General features: G+C 68.7%; 13 protein-coding genes and 1 tRNA gene. 13 read left to right on the top strand and 1 reads right to left on the bottom strand.

All coding sequences use genetic code 11. The features are described from left to right. Positions 1-22: 22 nt before the first annotated feature. The 12 genes from gpt (at position 23) to NVS89_RS12780 (ending at position 10,936) form a co-directional block, all read left to right on the top strand. Positions 23-571, top strand: coding sequence for a xanthine phosphoribosyltransferase (gpt, locus tag NVS89_RS12835; RefSeq protein ID WP_374114567.1), 549 nt, complete (start codon positions 23-25; stop codon positions 569-571). Between the two features lie 25 nt (positions 572-596). Further along, positions 597-986 carry a hypothetical protein gene (locus NVS89_RS12830; protein WP_258733148.1) on the top strand — a complete coding sequence of 130 codons (390 nt, stop codon included), beginning with the start codon at positions 597-599 and terminating at the stop codon, positions 984-986. A 100-nt stretch (positions 987-1,086) separates the two neighbouring features. Beyond that, a complete protein-coding gene (locus NVS89_RS12825; protein WP_258733147.1) occupies positions 1,087-1,497 on the top strand; it encodes a DoxX family protein in 411 nt (136 codons plus the stop codon). Positions 1,498-1,521: 24 nt separating this feature from the next. Next, positions 1,522-3,216, top strand: a complete 1,695-nt coding sequence (locus tag NVS89_RS12820; protein WP_258733303.1) for a formate--tetrahydrofolate ligase — start codon at positions 1,522-1,524, stop codon at positions 3,214-3,216. A 199-nt stretch (positions 3,217-3,415) separates the two neighbouring features. After that, a tRNA-Leu gene (locus NVS89_RS12815) sits at positions 3,416-3,501 on the top strand. A gap of 264 nt (positions 3,502-3,765) precedes the next feature. Beyond that, positions 3,766-4,461: a GntR family transcriptional regulator gene (locus NVS89_RS12810; RefSeq protein ID WP_258733146.1), complete on the top strand. Its 696-nt coding sequence runs from the start codon at positions 3,766-3,768 to the stop codon at positions 4,459-4,461. A 22-nt stretch (positions 4,462-4,483) separates the two neighbouring features. Next, positions 4,484-5,506 (top strand): amino acid ABC transporter substrate-binding protein, encoded by a 1,023-nt coding sequence (locus NVS89_RS12805; RefSeq protein WP_258733145.1) that lies wholly within the window; start codon positions 4,484-4,486, stop codon positions 5,504-5,506. Between the two features lie 28 nt (positions 5,507-5,534). Continuing rightward, entirely contained in the window at positions 5,535-6,752 is a 1,218-nt protein-coding gene (locus tag NVS89_RS12800) for an amino acid ABC transporter permease (protein WP_258733144.1), read from the top strand. A gap of 1 nt (position 6,753) precedes the next feature. Then, positions 6,754-7,881, top strand: a complete 1,128-nt coding sequence (locus NVS89_RS12795; RefSeq protein ID WP_258733143.1) for an amino acid ABC transporter permease — start codon at positions 6,754-6,756, stop codon at positions 7,879-7,881. Next, the gene (locus NVS89_RS12790; protein WP_309486223.1) at positions 7,878-8,651 is read left to right on the top strand and encodes an amino acid ABC transporter ATP-binding protein; all 774 of its coding nucleotides are present in this window, start codon (positions 7,878-7,880) and stop codon (positions 8,649-8,651) included. Before NVS89_RS12795 ends, NVS89_RS12790 begins: the two co-directional genes overlap by 4 nt. A 6-nt stretch (positions 8,652-8,657) precedes the next feature. Further along, positions 8,658-9,866, top strand: a complete 1,209-nt coding sequence (locus tag NVS89_RS12785; protein WP_258733142.1) for an aminotransferase class V-fold PLP-dependent enzyme — start codon at positions 8,658-8,660, stop codon at positions 9,864-9,866. Further along, on the top strand, positions 9,863-10,936 hold the full coding sequence (locus NVS89_RS12780) for a threonine aldolase family protein (protein WP_258733141.1): 1,074 nt from the start codon (positions 9,863-9,865) through the stop codon (positions 10,934-10,936). Before NVS89_RS12785 ends, NVS89_RS12780 begins: the two co-directional genes overlap by 4 nt. 6 nt (positions 10,937-10,942) lie before the next feature. Here the strand turns inward: NVS89_RS12780 and NVS89_RS12775 are convergent, their stop codons facing one another. Next, positions 10,943-11,830, bottom strand: coding sequence for a hypothetical protein (locus NVS89_RS12775; protein ID WP_258733140.1), 888 nt, complete (start codon positions 11,828-11,830; stop codon positions 10,943-10,945). Positions 11,831-12,082: 252 nt separating this feature from the next. Between NVS89_RS12775 and gad the strand changes: the two genes are divergently transcribed. After that, positions 12,083-13,489 carry a glutamate decarboxylase gene (gene gad / locus NVS89_RS12770; protein ID WP_258733139.1) on the top strand — a complete coding sequence of 469 codons (1,407 nt, stop codon included), beginning with the start codon at positions 12,083-12,085 and terminating at the stop codon, positions 13,487-13,489. The last annotated feature ends 457 nt before the right edge of the window (positions 13,490-13,946 follow it).

The following is a 13,946-nucleotide window of genomic DNA, read 5'->3' as shown; positions in this document are numbered from 1 at the left end:
AGTAGCCGCCGCGCTCCCGCTAATGATCTCGGGCGCTGCAACCAGACGATCCGAAGGTAGACCCATGTCCGACGACCGCCAGACAAAGGCCTTCCCGGTCTCCTGGGACCAGTTCCACCGCGACGCGCGGGCGCTGGCCTGGCGGCTGGCCGGGGCCGGGCCGTTCCTCGGCATCGTGTGCATCACCCGCGGCGGTCTGGTGCCGGCGGCGATCGTGGCGCGCGAGCTCGGGGTGCGGATGATCGAGACGGTCTGCATCGCCAGCTATCACGACTACCAGACGCAGGGCGAGGCGGAGGTGCTGAAGCCGATCTCCGACGCGGTGATCCGCGCCGCCGGCGCGAACGGGCGGGGCATATTGGTGATCGACGACCTCGTGGACACCGGCAAGACAGCCCGGGTCGTGCGCGACATGCTGCCGGAGGCGCATTTCGCCACCGTCTACGCGAAGCCGCTTGGACGCCCGGTGATCGACACCTTCATCACCGAGGTGAGCCAGGACACCTGGATCTATTTTCCGTGGGACATGGGGCTGAGCTTTCAGCCACCGATCCGCGACGGCGTCGCCTGACGTTCATCAGGCCGGAGGGGCGATCATGGCGGAATGGGACGGGCAACCCGAGGACGAGGACGACGGCTACGAGCAGGCCTATGAGGAGCACCGCGCGGGGCTCTACGACCAGCTCATGGCCTATGCCGAGGATCACGATCTGAGCGACGGCTTCATGGCCGACCTCGTCGCCGATCTCGCGCTGTCGCTGCGCATGATCGCCTATGCGGCGGAGACCGAGAAGCCCTCGATCGGCGGGCTGCGGCTCGACCTCGACCGCTACGCGCGCGAGTTGGGCGAGAGCGTGCGCGAGGCCAAGCGCCACGCCGCCGAGTTCATCGCCGAGGCCAAGTCCGCGCGCGAGGAGGAGGACGAGGAGGGCGAGGAGGAAGGGAAGGAGAAGCCCGGGGAGAAGGACGGTCCGGGATCGGCCTAGCGGGGAGGGCGGAAGGCCGCGCGAGACCGCATGGCCACTCGCTTTCAACCGGATGTTGCAGTATCCAAATACGTGCGGCTCTCCTTAGGAAAACTCACCCATGACTCCCGCCCTGATCTCCGGCATCCTGCGGTCCCCCGTGACCGCCTTCGTGGCGCGCCTCCTGCTGGTGTTCATGTTCCTCGGCAGCGGCATCGACAAGCTATTGAACTTCACCGGCGCCCAGGCCGAGATGGCCCATTTCGGGCTCAACCCGCCCTGGCTTTTCGCCGTGCTCACCATCGTCACCCAGTTGACGGGCGGCGCGCTGATCCTCATCAACCGGGCGACGTGGCTTGGCGCCGGCGTGCTCGGGGTGTTCACCTTGCTGACGATCCCGATCGTCCATCATTTCTGGACGATGGAAGGCGACATGGCGCAGATCGAGTTCTTTTTCGCCATCGAGCATCTGTCGGTCATCGGCGGGATGCTGCTGGTGGCCATACTGGCCGAGCGTGCGCGCACGGCCTGAGACGCGAAGAGGGTGGCAAGCGTGATGGACAAGGCAGTGCGTGAGATCGATCCGAACAGCGACGCGGCCATCGCGGCGAAGGTCGAGCCGCGTCCGATCGAGGAGATCGGCGCCAAGCTCGGCGTGCCGGCCGAAGCGCTGTTCCGCTACGGCCATGACAAGGCCAAGATCGCGCTCGGCTTTGCCCGTCACGCCGAGGCGAGGGCCGGCGGCAAGCTGATCCTCGTCACCGCCATCAACCCGACCCCCGCGGGCGAGGGCAAGACCACCACCACCATCGGGCTCGGCGACGCGCTGGCGCGCGCCGGCAAGAAGGTCGCCATCGCCCTGCGCGAGCCGAGCCTCGGCCCGGTGTTCGGCTCCAAGGGCGGGGCGACCGGCGGCGGGCATTCGCAGATCATCCCGATGCAGGACATCAACCTGCATTTCACCGGCGATTTCCACGCCATCAGCGCCGCCCACAACCTGCTGGCGGCGGCGATCGACAACCACGTCTACTGGGGCAACGCGCTCGACATCGACACCCGCCGCATAAGCTGGCGCCGGGTGGTCGACCTCAACGACCGCGCCCTGCGCAACGTGATCGTGGGCCTGGGCGGGCCGGCCAACGGCTTCCCGCGCGAGGACGGCTTCGACATCACCGTCGCCAGCGAGGTGATGGCGATCTTCTGCCTCGCCCGCTCGCTCGAGGATCTCGAGGAGCGGCTCGGGCGCATGGTTGTGGCGCAGAACCGGGCGCGCCAGCCGGTGACGGCCGGCGAACTCAAGATCACCGGCTCGATGGCCGCGCTGCTGCGCGACGCGTTCCAGCCCAACCTCGTTCAGACGCTGGAGGGGACGCCGGCGCTGGTGCATGGCGGCCCGTTCGCCAACATCGCCCATGGCTGCAACTCGGTGATGGCGACGCGCACCGCGCTCGGCCTCGCCGATTATGTGGTGACGGAGGCCGGCTTCGGCGCCGATCTGGGCGCGGAGAAGTTCCTCGACATCAAGTGCCGGCAGGCGGGCCTCGCGCCCTCGGCAGTGGTGATCGTGGCCACCGTGCGTGCGCTGAAGATGCATGGCGGCGTGGCGCAGAAGGACCTCGGCCCGGAGAACGTCACCGCCGTGAAGCGCGGCGCGGGAAACCTCGTGCGGCACATCGAGAACATGACGGCGTTCGGCGTGCCGGTGGTGGTGGCGATCAACCGCTTCACCAGCGACACGCCGGATGAGATCGCGGCCATCGAGGCGGCCTGCGCGGCGGTCGGCGCGCGGGTGCATCCGTGCTCGCACTGGGCCGACGGCTCGGCCGGCGCGATGAACCTTGCCGAGGACGTGATCCGGCTGGCCGACGCGCCGTCCGACTTCCGCCTGCTCTATGAGAGCGGGCTGCCGCTGGTGCAGAAGATCGAGGCGATCGCGCAGCGCATCTATCGCGCGGCGGGCGTTTCGGCCGAGCCGGCGGCGCTGAGGAAGCTGACCGATTTCGAGGCGATGGGATACGGCGAACTGCCGGTCTGTATGGCGAAGACCCAATACAGCTTCTCCGCCGACCCGACCTGGCGCGGCACGCCGGAGGGCTTCATCCTGCCGATCCGGGACGTGCGGCTTTCCGCCGGCGCGGGCTTCGTGGTGGCGCTGTGCGGCGACGTGATGACCATGCCGGGACTGCCTTCGCACCCCGCGGCCGAGAACATCTTCGTCGACGAATCGGGCTTCATCGGCGGGCTGAGCTGATTCTTCCCGCCCCGTCCGCTCGGCAGCCTCATGCGGCGGGCCGGTGGGCGGTGGAGGGCCGCGCGAATAGCTGGGCGCGGGGCCGATCGGCCGCCCTTCAGGCGACGCCCCGCAGAGATATTTGGAATATTGAAGGATATTCGTTGTGCCGGCGCGCCAAGTCGGGAATCCCTTTAAGCTGGCCGATACGGCAGCACCTGCGGGCGTGGCGAAACGGGTAGACGCAACGAACTTAAAATTCGTTTCTCTCTGAGAGTGCCGGTTCGAGTCCGGCCGCCCGCACCAGTGATCATGCCGCCGTCCCGATGACGGGGCGCCGTCGGTGCGACCTTCTCACATAGTCCGGCCGCCTCGCCGTCTTCCCAGCGGCGGAACGCCGATCCCGCGATTCCCTGAAACACGGACGGTCCGTTGCCGCCTCCGAGCCGCCGCGTCCCGTTCCGGCGCGCCATCCGCGCGCTCCATCGGCACCCCGATGGCCACGAAACGGACAGTGGCCGTCCAATCTTTCGGCTTGTAACTGGTATACCGGTCGTCCAGTATGCCGGTATGACGAGCACCTTCGAGTTCGAGCGCGACCGCGCCTATAACCGCCTCGTGGCGCTGATCTTCAGCGGCACGCTGGAGGAGGGCGCGCCCCTTTCCGAGCGCAAGCTCGCCGAGCAGCTCGGCATGGGCCGCATGCCGGTGCGCGAGGCGCTGCACCAGCTCGAGCAGGAGGGCGTGGTCGAGGTGAAGCCGGCGCGCGGCACCTTCGTGCGGCGTGTGGCGGCGGAGGACCTCGCCGAGATCTACCGCGTACGCGAGGCGCTCGAATGCCTCGCCGCCGAGCTCGCCGCGGCAAGCGAGGCGCCGCCGGCCTTCGTCGCCTGCGGCACGCGCATGCGGACCATGGCGCAGGACCCTTCCGCCTTCACGGCGGTGGAGATCGACGACGCCGGCACCGAATTCCACGAGCTGATGATGCAGGCGGCCGGCAACGCCGCGCTGGTCGAGACGGTGCGGCTGCTGCGCCTGCGCTTCCGGCTCGCCTTCCACCTGCCGCGCTATTTCTCGCACGAGAACGTCTATTCGACGCTCACCGACCACATCGAGATCCTCGACGCGATCATCGCGCGCAAGCCGCGGGCCGCCGCGAAGCTGATGCGCGCGCATCTGCGTCGCGGCCTCGAGATGCGGCTGCGTCTCGGCGCGACCAGCGCACCCCGAACTTCCAAGCAGAAAAGCGACGCACAAGCGTCATAACCAGAGGCACGGAGACAGTGAGATGAGGAACTATCTGGCGACGGGGCTCGTGGCCTTGAGCGCGCTTGCCGCCGTGTGCGGCCCGGCCGGCGCGTCCACGCTCGACACGGTGAAGAAGAACGGGGTCGTGACCTGCGCGGTCAACGGCAGCCGCCCGGGCTTCTCGGCGGTCGACAGCAAGGGCGAATGGCACGGTATCGACGTCGACACCTGTCGGGCCCTCGCCGCGGCAGTGTTCGGCGACGCGAGCAAGGTGAAGTTCCTCAAGACCAACAACCAGACGCGCCTCACCGCGCTGCAGACCGGCGAGGTCGACGTCACGGTGGCCAACACCACCTGGACCCGCGCCCGCGACACCGATCTCGGCCTCGATTTCGTGTCGCCCACCTTCTATGACGGCCAGGGCCTGATGGTGCCCAAGGCGCTCGGCGTGAAGAACGCGCAGGAGCTCGACGGCGCCAGCGTCTGCGTGCGTCCCGGCTCGACCTCCGAGCGCGTGGTGGCCGACATCCAGAAGAAGTTCGGCATCAAGCTGAAGCTCGTCGTCATCGACGACCAGAAGGAGATCAACACCGCCTTCTTCGGCGGGCGCTGCGACGTGGCGGTGCAGTCGACCTCCGGCCTGTCCTCGACCCGCGCGGCGGTGGCGCCCAACCCGGACGACTACGTGATCCTGCCGCAGATCTTCGGCAAGGACCCGATGGGCCCGGTGGTGCGCCAGGACGACCCGCAGTGGCGCGACATCGTGCAGTGGACCGTGTTCACGCTGTTCCAGGCCGAGGAGAGCGGCGTCACCTCCAAGAACGTCGACGAGATGAAGGCCGACTCCAAGGACGCCACCGTGCGCCGCCTGCTCGGCGTCGACGATTCCGGCGGCAAGGGCCTCGGTCTCGATCCGGCGTGGGCCTACAACGTCATCAAGCAGGTCGGCAATTACGGCGAGGTGTTCGACCGCAATGTCGGCAAGGATTCGCCGCTGAAGCTGGAGCGCGGCATCAACGCCCAGTACACCGACGGCGGCCTCATCTACGCGCCGCCGCTGTGACCATGGCAACGGTGGCGAGCGCTCGTCGATGAGCCTGTCATCCACATCGCAGGGGGCGGCGCCGCGCGTGCCGTCCTCCGGCGCGCCGTCCCCGGGCATTCCGCCGTGGCGGAACCCGCGCGTGCGCGCCTTCGTCTGGCAGGCGCTGCTGGTGCTGGCCCTGCTGGCGCTGGTGCTGTGGCTGGCCATGAACGCCCGCCGCGCGCTCGACGAGCGCGGCATGACCTCGGGCTTCGGCTTCCTGCTCGACCCCGCGAACTTTGCGCTCGGCGAAGCCTTTTTCACCTTCACGCCGGGCTCGCCCTATCTCGACGCGTTTGCGGTCGGCGTCGGCAACACGGTGCTGCTCTCGCTGGTGAGCATTGTGACGGCGAGCGTGCTCGGCGTGGCGCTGGGCTTCGCGCGGCTGTCGGGCAACGCGCTCGTCTCGGGCCTCGCCAAGGCCTATGTCGAGGCGTTCCGCAACACGCCGCAGCTCGTCCAGATCGTCTTCTGGTACAGCTTCTTCACCCTGCTGCCGCCGCCCCGGCAGTCCTGGCCGCTGCTCGGGCTCGGCTATGCCTCCAATCGCGGCCTGACCGTGCCGGCGCCGGAGCAGGGCGGGGTGGCGCTGCTGGTGGCCGGCATGCTGGTCGTCGGCGCGATCGCCGCCTTTGCGATCGGCCGTCTCGCCGATCGCCGCCGGCGCCGCACCGGCCGGCGCTGGCGATATGTCGGCGTCGTCGAGATCGCCGCGCTGGTGCTGCCGCCGCTCGCCGCCTGGCTCGCCATGGGCGCGCCGACGGGATGGTCGGTGCCGGTGCTGCGCGGCTTTAACTATACGGGCGGGGCGACGCTGGCGCCGGAATTCCTCGCCATCTATTTCGGCCTGTCCTTCTACATTGCCGCCTTCATCGCCGAGATCATCCGCGGCGGGCTGATCAGCGTCGACGCTGGCCAGATCGAGGCCGCCAACGCCATCGGCCTGCGCCGCGCAGACCTCTACCGGAAGGTGATGGTGCCGCAGGCGATGCGGGTGATCGTGCCCCCGCTCGCCGCGCAATATGTGAGCCTCTTGAAGAACTCCTCGCTCGGCGTCGCGGTTGGCTATCCGGACCTGTTCAGCGTCTCGAACACGGCGCTGACCTATAGCGGGCGCACCATCGAGGTGCTGTGCATCATGGCGGTGATCTACCTGCTGATGTGCCTCGCCATCGGTGCGGTCGCCAATCTCGTCAACCGCTTCGTGCAGATCCCGGAGCGCTGAGATGACGACCGCTCCGCGCTCCTTCGCCTATTCCGGCACGGCGGCGACCCGCACCCCGCCCGAGGTGCCGCGCGGCGTCCGCGCCTTCCTGCACCGGCACCTGTTCAACTCGCCGCTGGGCGGCGTCGCGACCTTCGTGCTGGGTGCCGTCATCGCCATCGTGCTGTGGCGGGTGCTGCAGTGGAGCGTGGTTGACGCCGTCTGGTATTCGCCGGGCGACGGCAGCGCCTGCCGCGACGCGGCCGGCGCCTGCTGGGCGGTGATCGCCGAGAAATACCGCGTCATCCTGTTCGGCGCCTATCCCTATCAGCAGCAGTGGCGCGGGGCACTCGTCGTCGCGCTCTGGCTCGGCTGGGGCGCGATCTCGGCGACGCGGCTCCTGTCGGTGACGCTGCGCCTCGCTGGCTGGGCGGTGGTGTTCGTCGCCTCGATCCTGCTGCTCGGCGGCGGCTTTCTCGGCCTCGAGGCGGTGGGTACCGATGTGTGGGGCGGCCTGCCGCTGACCTTCATCATCTTCGGCGGCACGGTGGCCGGCGGGCTGCCGCTCGCGGTGCTGCTGGCGCTGGGGCGGCGCTCGCAGCTTCCGGTGGTGCGGTTCATCTGCGTGGCGACGATCGAGGGCGTGCGCGGCATTCCGCTGCTGGCGCTGCTGTTCTTCGCGGCGCTGATCCTGCCGCTGTTCCTGCCGCCGCAGCTCACGGTCGACAAGCTGATCCGCGCCGAGGTCGGCATGATCGTGTTCTTCGCCTCCTATGCCGCGGAGGTGATCCGCGGCGGGCTGCAGGCGATACCCGAGGGCCAGGACGAGGCGGCCAAGGCGCTCGGGCTCGGCTACTGGCTGCGCACGCGCAAGATCATCCTGCCGCAGGCGCTCGCCATCGTGGTGCCGGCGCTGTTCAACGACATCATCCGTGCCTTCAAGAACACCACGTTCTTCAGCATTCTCGGCCTGTTCGACGTGCTCGGCGCCACCAAGGCGGCGCTGCAGGACCCGCAGTGGGTGCGCTACGGCACGGAGGGGTACCTGTTCGTCTTCCTGCTCTATTTCCTCATCTGTTCGGCCATGTCCGCCTATGGCTCGTCGATCGAGCGGGACAACCAGCGCCGGGCGCGGAAGGCGGCGCGATGAGCGGGATCGAGCGCGGCGGGCTGGTGGTCGAGATGGCCGGCCTCAACAAATGGTACGGCGAGCACCATGTGCTGCGGGACGTCGCGCTCGGCCTCGCGCGCGGCGAGAAGATCGTGCTGTGCGGGCCGTCCGGCTCGGGCAAGTCGACGCTGATCCGCTGCATCAACGGGCTGGAGCCGTTCCACGAGGGCGACCTCACCGTGTGCGGCACCCGGCTCGACGGCAGCGCGCAGGCGCTGGCCGAGGTGCGCCGGCACGCCGGCATGGTGTTCCAGAGCTTCAACCTGTTCCCGCACCTCACCGTGCTGGAGAACCTGACGCTCGGCGCGGTCTATGCGCGCGGCGAGCCGGAGGCGCGGGCGGCCGAGCGCGCCCACGGCCTTCTCGCCCGCGTGCGGCTGAGCGACCAGACGCTGAAGTTTCCCGGCCAGCTTTCCGGCGGCCAGCGCCAGCGGGTGGCGATCGCCCGCGCGCTGATGCTCGAGCCGGAGGTGATGCTGTTCGACGAGCCGACCTCGGCGCTCGACCCGGAAATGGTGCACGAGGTGCTCGACGTGATGGAGGAGCTGGCGGCGGCCGGCCAGTCCATGATCGTCGTGACCCATGAGATGGGCTTCGCGCGCCGCGTCGCCGACCTCGTCGTGTTCATGGACCGCGGCGAGATCGTCGAGGCCGCGCCGCCGGCCACCTTCTTCGAAGCTCCGGCGACGGAACGCGCCCGGACCTTCATCGGACAGATTTCCCACGCCAATCAGGGCCCCATCACGTAGGACGTCATGAACAAGACCATGCATCCGCCGCAGGACGAGACCCCGCTCGTTCCTCGCCTCGCCGACGGCACGCCGGACTGGGCCGCTCTGCGCCGCGAGTTCGGCGCGACGCAGTCCACCGCCTATCTCGACATCGCCCGCAAGGCGCTGCTGCCGCGCTGCGCGGCGCAGGCCGCGGCCGACTGGTTCGCCGACATCGAGGGTCCGGCGGCCGGCAAGCAGTCCTTCTCGATGGACAAGGTCGAGGAGACGCGCCGCGCGGTCGGCGAGACCTTCGGCGCGGCGCCGGAGACGCTGGCGCTGGTGAAGAACACTTCGGAGGCGGTGAACATCGTTGCCCAGGGCTTCGACTGGCGCGAGGGCGACAATGTCGTGATCTCGGTCTCCGAGCACGAGAACAACACTTTCCCCTGGCGCCCGCTCACCCGGCGCGGGGTCGAGCTGCGCATCGTCGCCGCCGGCCCGGACGGGCAGGTGAGCACCGATGCGCTGCGCGCGGCGGTGGATGCGCGCACCCGCATCCTCTCCATCGCCTGGGTCGCCTACGGGCTCGGCGAGCGTGCCGATGTCGACGCGCTGGCGCAGCTCTGCCGCGAGAAGGGCGTGCTGTTCCTGGTCGACGGCATCCAGGCGATCGGGGTGCTGAACCGGCGGCTCGACGATCTCGGCGCGCATGTGGTCGCCTCGGGCGGGCACAAGGCCCAGATGAGCGTCGCCGGCGCGGGCCTGATGTATGTGGCGCCCGAGGCGCTCGACCGCTTCCGCCCGCCCTTCGCCGCCAAATATTCCTTCGCCACCTTCGACCGCACCGACCCCGAGCCGGAGCTGGCGCCGGACGCGCACCGGTTCGAATATGGCAATCCGAACTTCCTCGGCCTCGCCGTGCAGCGCCGCTCGGCCCGCTTCATCGGCGCGATCGGGCTCGGCGCCATCGAGGCGCGGGTGCATGCGCTGACCGACCTGATGATCGAGGAGGCCGACCGGCACGGGCTCGGGCTGCGCACGCCGCGACCGTGGAACCAGCGGGCGGGCATCGTCAGCTTCGATCTCGGCGGCGCGGATGCGGACCGGATGGAGTCTTTGCTGGCGGCCGACGGGGTGCGGGTCGCCAGCAAGGACGGCCATCTGCGCGCGGCGGCGCATTTCTACAACAACGAGGATGACGTGGCGCGCCTGTTCGAGCGGCTCGCCCATCATCTGGAGGCCGGAAAGTGACGCAGGGTACCGCGACCAAGAGTTGGGCGATCGATCTCGTCTCCGACACCTCGACCCGCCCCTCGGCCGGCATGCTGGCGGCGATGGGCGCGGCCGAGGTCGGTGACGAGCAGCGCGGCGAGGACCCGACCACGCTCGCCCTGTGCGCAAGGGTGGCGCAGATGCTGGGCATGGACGACGCCCTGTTCCTGCCCTCGGGCACCATGTGCAACCAGATCGCCTATCTCGTGCATTGCCGGCCCGGCGACGAGATCATCGTCGCCGCGAACGCGCATGTGTTCGGCTCGGAAGGGGCGGGGGCGTCGGCGCTCGCGGGGGCGCAGTTCCGCCCCGTCGCGACGCCGGACGGCATCTTCGGCGTCGAGGAGGCGCGCGCCGCGATCCGGGCGCCGCGCCACCGCTCGCCGCGCAGCCGGGTGATATCGGTGGAGCAGACCGCCAATCGCGGCGGCGGCAGCGTGTGGCCGACGGCGACACTGGCGGAGATGGCGCGCCTCGCCCATGCGAGCGGCCTCGCCGCCCATATGGACGGCGCCCGGCTCCCCAACGCCGCCGTCGCCTCCGGCGCGCCGATGGCCGACCACACGCGCGGCTATGACAGCGCCTGGATCGACCTCTCCAAGGGGCTGGGCTGCCCGGTCGGGGCGGTGCTGGCGGGCACGAAGGAATTCATCGAGGAAGCCTGGTACTGGAAGCACCGGCTCGGCGGCGCCATGCGCCAGTCCGGCTATCTGGCCGCGGCCGGCCTCTATGCGCTCGACCACAATCTGGAGCGCCTCGCCGAGGACCACGCCAATGCGCGCCTGTTCGCCCGCAAGGTCGACGGCGCGGGCGGGGTGAAGGTGTTCCCGGCTGAAGTGACGACCAACATCCTGTTCCTCGACCTGTCCGGCTGCGGGATCGAGGCCGGCGGGATCGCCGCCGCGCTTGCCGAGCAGGGCATCCGGCTCGGCGTGGAGAGCCCGACCCGCATGCGCGTCGTCACCCATCTCGACGTGGGCACGGCGCAGGTCGAAGAAGCGGCGGCGCAGCTCGTGCGCATCCTCGAGCAGGCGGCGCGGGCCGCCTGACGCCCCTTACGCCGGCGCGGCGAGGCGGCTCTCGCGCATCGACAGCGCGGCGCCGATGAAGAAGCACAGCGCGCCGGCGAACAGGTTCGCGTTCGAGGCGGCGCCGATCCATGCCGGCTCCGCGCCGCGCGGGACATAGGCGAGGACGGCCGCCACCATGAAGGCGACGCAGCCGGCGAGATTGACGAACACGATCTGCCAGGCGAGCTCGCGCGGCTTCCAGCTCCAGTAGCCGTGGCTGGTCTCGATGAAGGCGAGATAGGCCGAGACCAGGAACAGCACCGAGCCGACCATGTCCGGCAGCCAGAGCGCGAGGTCCTGCATGTACCAGCGCGCGGGGGCGTGAAGCCCGTCATAGGTGTTCACGTTGAACGCCAGCGTGCCGACGAACTGGGTGAAGGTGCTGAGCCAGCCCGGGCTGCGCGGATGCCAGCCGATCAGCGAAGGGCGCTCGCGCGGGAGGTGCGCGGCCGGGTCGGGCGCGAAGGCGCTCGCATTCGCCGCCTGCAGGTGCTGCATGTAGGCGGCGGTGGTGAAGGGGACCGAGCCGGCAAAGAAGATGGCGTTGACGATGTGGAGCGGGACCCCCGCGTTACCGGGTATCAGCGACAGCGCGCTGCCGAGCATGAACAGGAACGACCCGACGGCGAAGATGAGGCCGACATAGAAATTGTAGATCTGCGTCTGCCAGAAGGCGACCGGCAGCGCCTCCAGCGCGCGGGCCTCGCGCTCCAGCCCCTTGCGGTGCTGGCGGTCGCGCCAGACCACGCGCCGGCCCGGCAGGTGGTAGCGGCGCAGCGTGACGAAGGGCCACGCCCCGGCCGTCGCCATGGGCGTTCCGGGCGAGGGGCCGCCATGGCCATCCTCACTGTCCGGGGTCCGCAGCCTCTCCATGCCCGTCATCGTCCGACTTCCACTCAAGAGGCGTTCGCGCAGAGCGTCGCTCCGTTACCCGCTCGCGGTATCGGCGAATGGGCGATATGTCTATCCTCACGGTTCGGAAGATGAGTGATTCAATATCCGGCTCACATTGACCGCAATCGGCGGATGGCGCGATTGTCGCGCCAGAACAGTCATCCATTGTGCCGCGCCGATGACGTTCCGCGCCGCGGGAAAAACGACATACTCTGGTGAGGGAGGCTAGCCTTGACGTCGCATCATTCCGGCCGCGAGCTGCGCAACGAGATCCTCGACGACGTCTATTCGTCGAGCGACCTCCTGAAGCAGCTTCCCAAGGTCCATTTTCCCAAGGCCGAGCGGGATCCGCGCCATGTCTTCGCCGCCGTGCGCGACGAGCTGATGCTGGACGGCAACTCGCGCCAGAACCTCGCCACCTTCTGCCAGACCTGGGTCGATGACGAGATCCAGAACCTGATGTCGCTGTCGATCGACAAGAACATGATCGACAAGGACGAATATCCCCAGACCGCCGAGATCGAGGCGCGCTGCGTCCACATGCTGGCCGATCTGTGGAACTCGCCCGACCCGCAGGGCACGCTCGGCTGCTCGACGGTCGGCTCGTCCGAGGCGGCGATGCTGGGCGGGCTGGCGCTGAAATGGCAGTGGCGCGCGAAGCGCAAGGCGGCCGGCCTGCCCGCCGACAAGCCGAACATGATCTGCGGCCCGGTGCAGATCTGCTGGCACAAGTTCGCCCGCTATTTCGACGTCGAGCTGCGCGAGATCCCGCTCGAGGGCGACCGGCTGATCATGAACCCGGAAGAGGTGCTCAAGCGGGTCGACGAGAACACGATCGGCGTGGTGCCGACGCTGGGCGTGACCTTCACCTGCCAGTACGAGCCGGTGAAGGCGGTGAGCGATGCGCTGGACGAGCTGCAGCGCGAGACCGGGCTCGACATCCCGATCCATGTCGACGGCGCGAGCGGGGCCTTCCTCGCTCCGTTCTGCGTTCCGGCCCTCGAATGGGACTTCCGGCTGCCGCGGGTGAAGTCGATCAACACCTCCGGCCACAAGTTCGGCCTCGCCCCGCTCGGCGTGGGCTGGGTGGTGTGGCGCGAGGCGGACGACCTGCCGAAGGAGCTGATCTTCGACGTGAACTATCTCGGCGGCGACATGCCGACCTTCGCGCTCAACTTCTCGCGCCCGGGCGGGCAGGTGATCGCGCAGTACTACAACTTCCTGCGGCTCGGCCGCGAGGGCTACCGCAAGATCCACACCGCCTGCTACGAGACGGCGCAGTTCCTCGCCAAGGAGATCGGCAAGATCGGCCCGTTCGAGATCCTGTTCGACGGCGACAGCCGGGACGGCATTCCGGCGCTGTGCTGGAAGCTGAAGGAGGAGCAGGGGATCGGCGGCTACACGCTGTACGATTTGGCCGACCGGCTGCGCTCGCGCGGCTGGCAGGTGCCGGCCTATTCCATGCCGGCCGACCGGCAGGACCTGGTGATCCAGCGCATCCTCGTGCGGCACGGCGTCAGCTACGACCTCGCCTGCCTGCTGATCGACGACATCCGCCGCTCGGTGGAGTTCTTCGCCCAGCATCCGGTGACGCTGCCCATGACCCCGGACGAGGCGGCCGGCTTCAACCACAACTGACCCGAGCGATGATCGCTGAAGGGGCGCCGTCCGCCAGTGCGCGGGCGGCGCCCTTCGTTTGTGGGCGTGTCGCTTCCGGCGATGGTCGTTGCCAGCGTCAGTTGCGGCATGCGCTGGAGACAGCAAGGGGGTTCCTTCTTTTAATTCGTATAAATTGCACAAATTGCCGAAAACGTCTGCGGGATTGCGAGTCGTTCATGGTTTAAAATCATTCAAATAATCGCAGTTTTGAACTTTTATACTGTAAAAACATACCCGTTGACTCGGATATTAAGCAAATCTACTCAAATCCCTGTACGGGACGTTGGGGGATTCTTCGTCCTGATCGATTTCCGGCGCGGAGCGGTGACGTTCCGCGACCGATGCTTCGTTCTGTCAGGGGAAGATGATGACACGCGTGATCCGCCGTTTGCCCGGGCTCTCTTCGGTTCTCTCCGCCCGTAGCGCCGGATGGGGC

Source organism: Ancylobacter mangrovi, assembly GCF_024752355.1.
In the GTDB taxonomy this organism is placed as follows: Bacteria; Pseudomonadota; Alphaproteobacteria; order Rhizobiales; family Xanthobacteraceae; genus Ancylobacter; species Ancylobacter mangrovi.
Note: the sequence above shows the minus strand (reverse complement) of the source record. Positions and strands in the feature narration are given on the sequence as shown.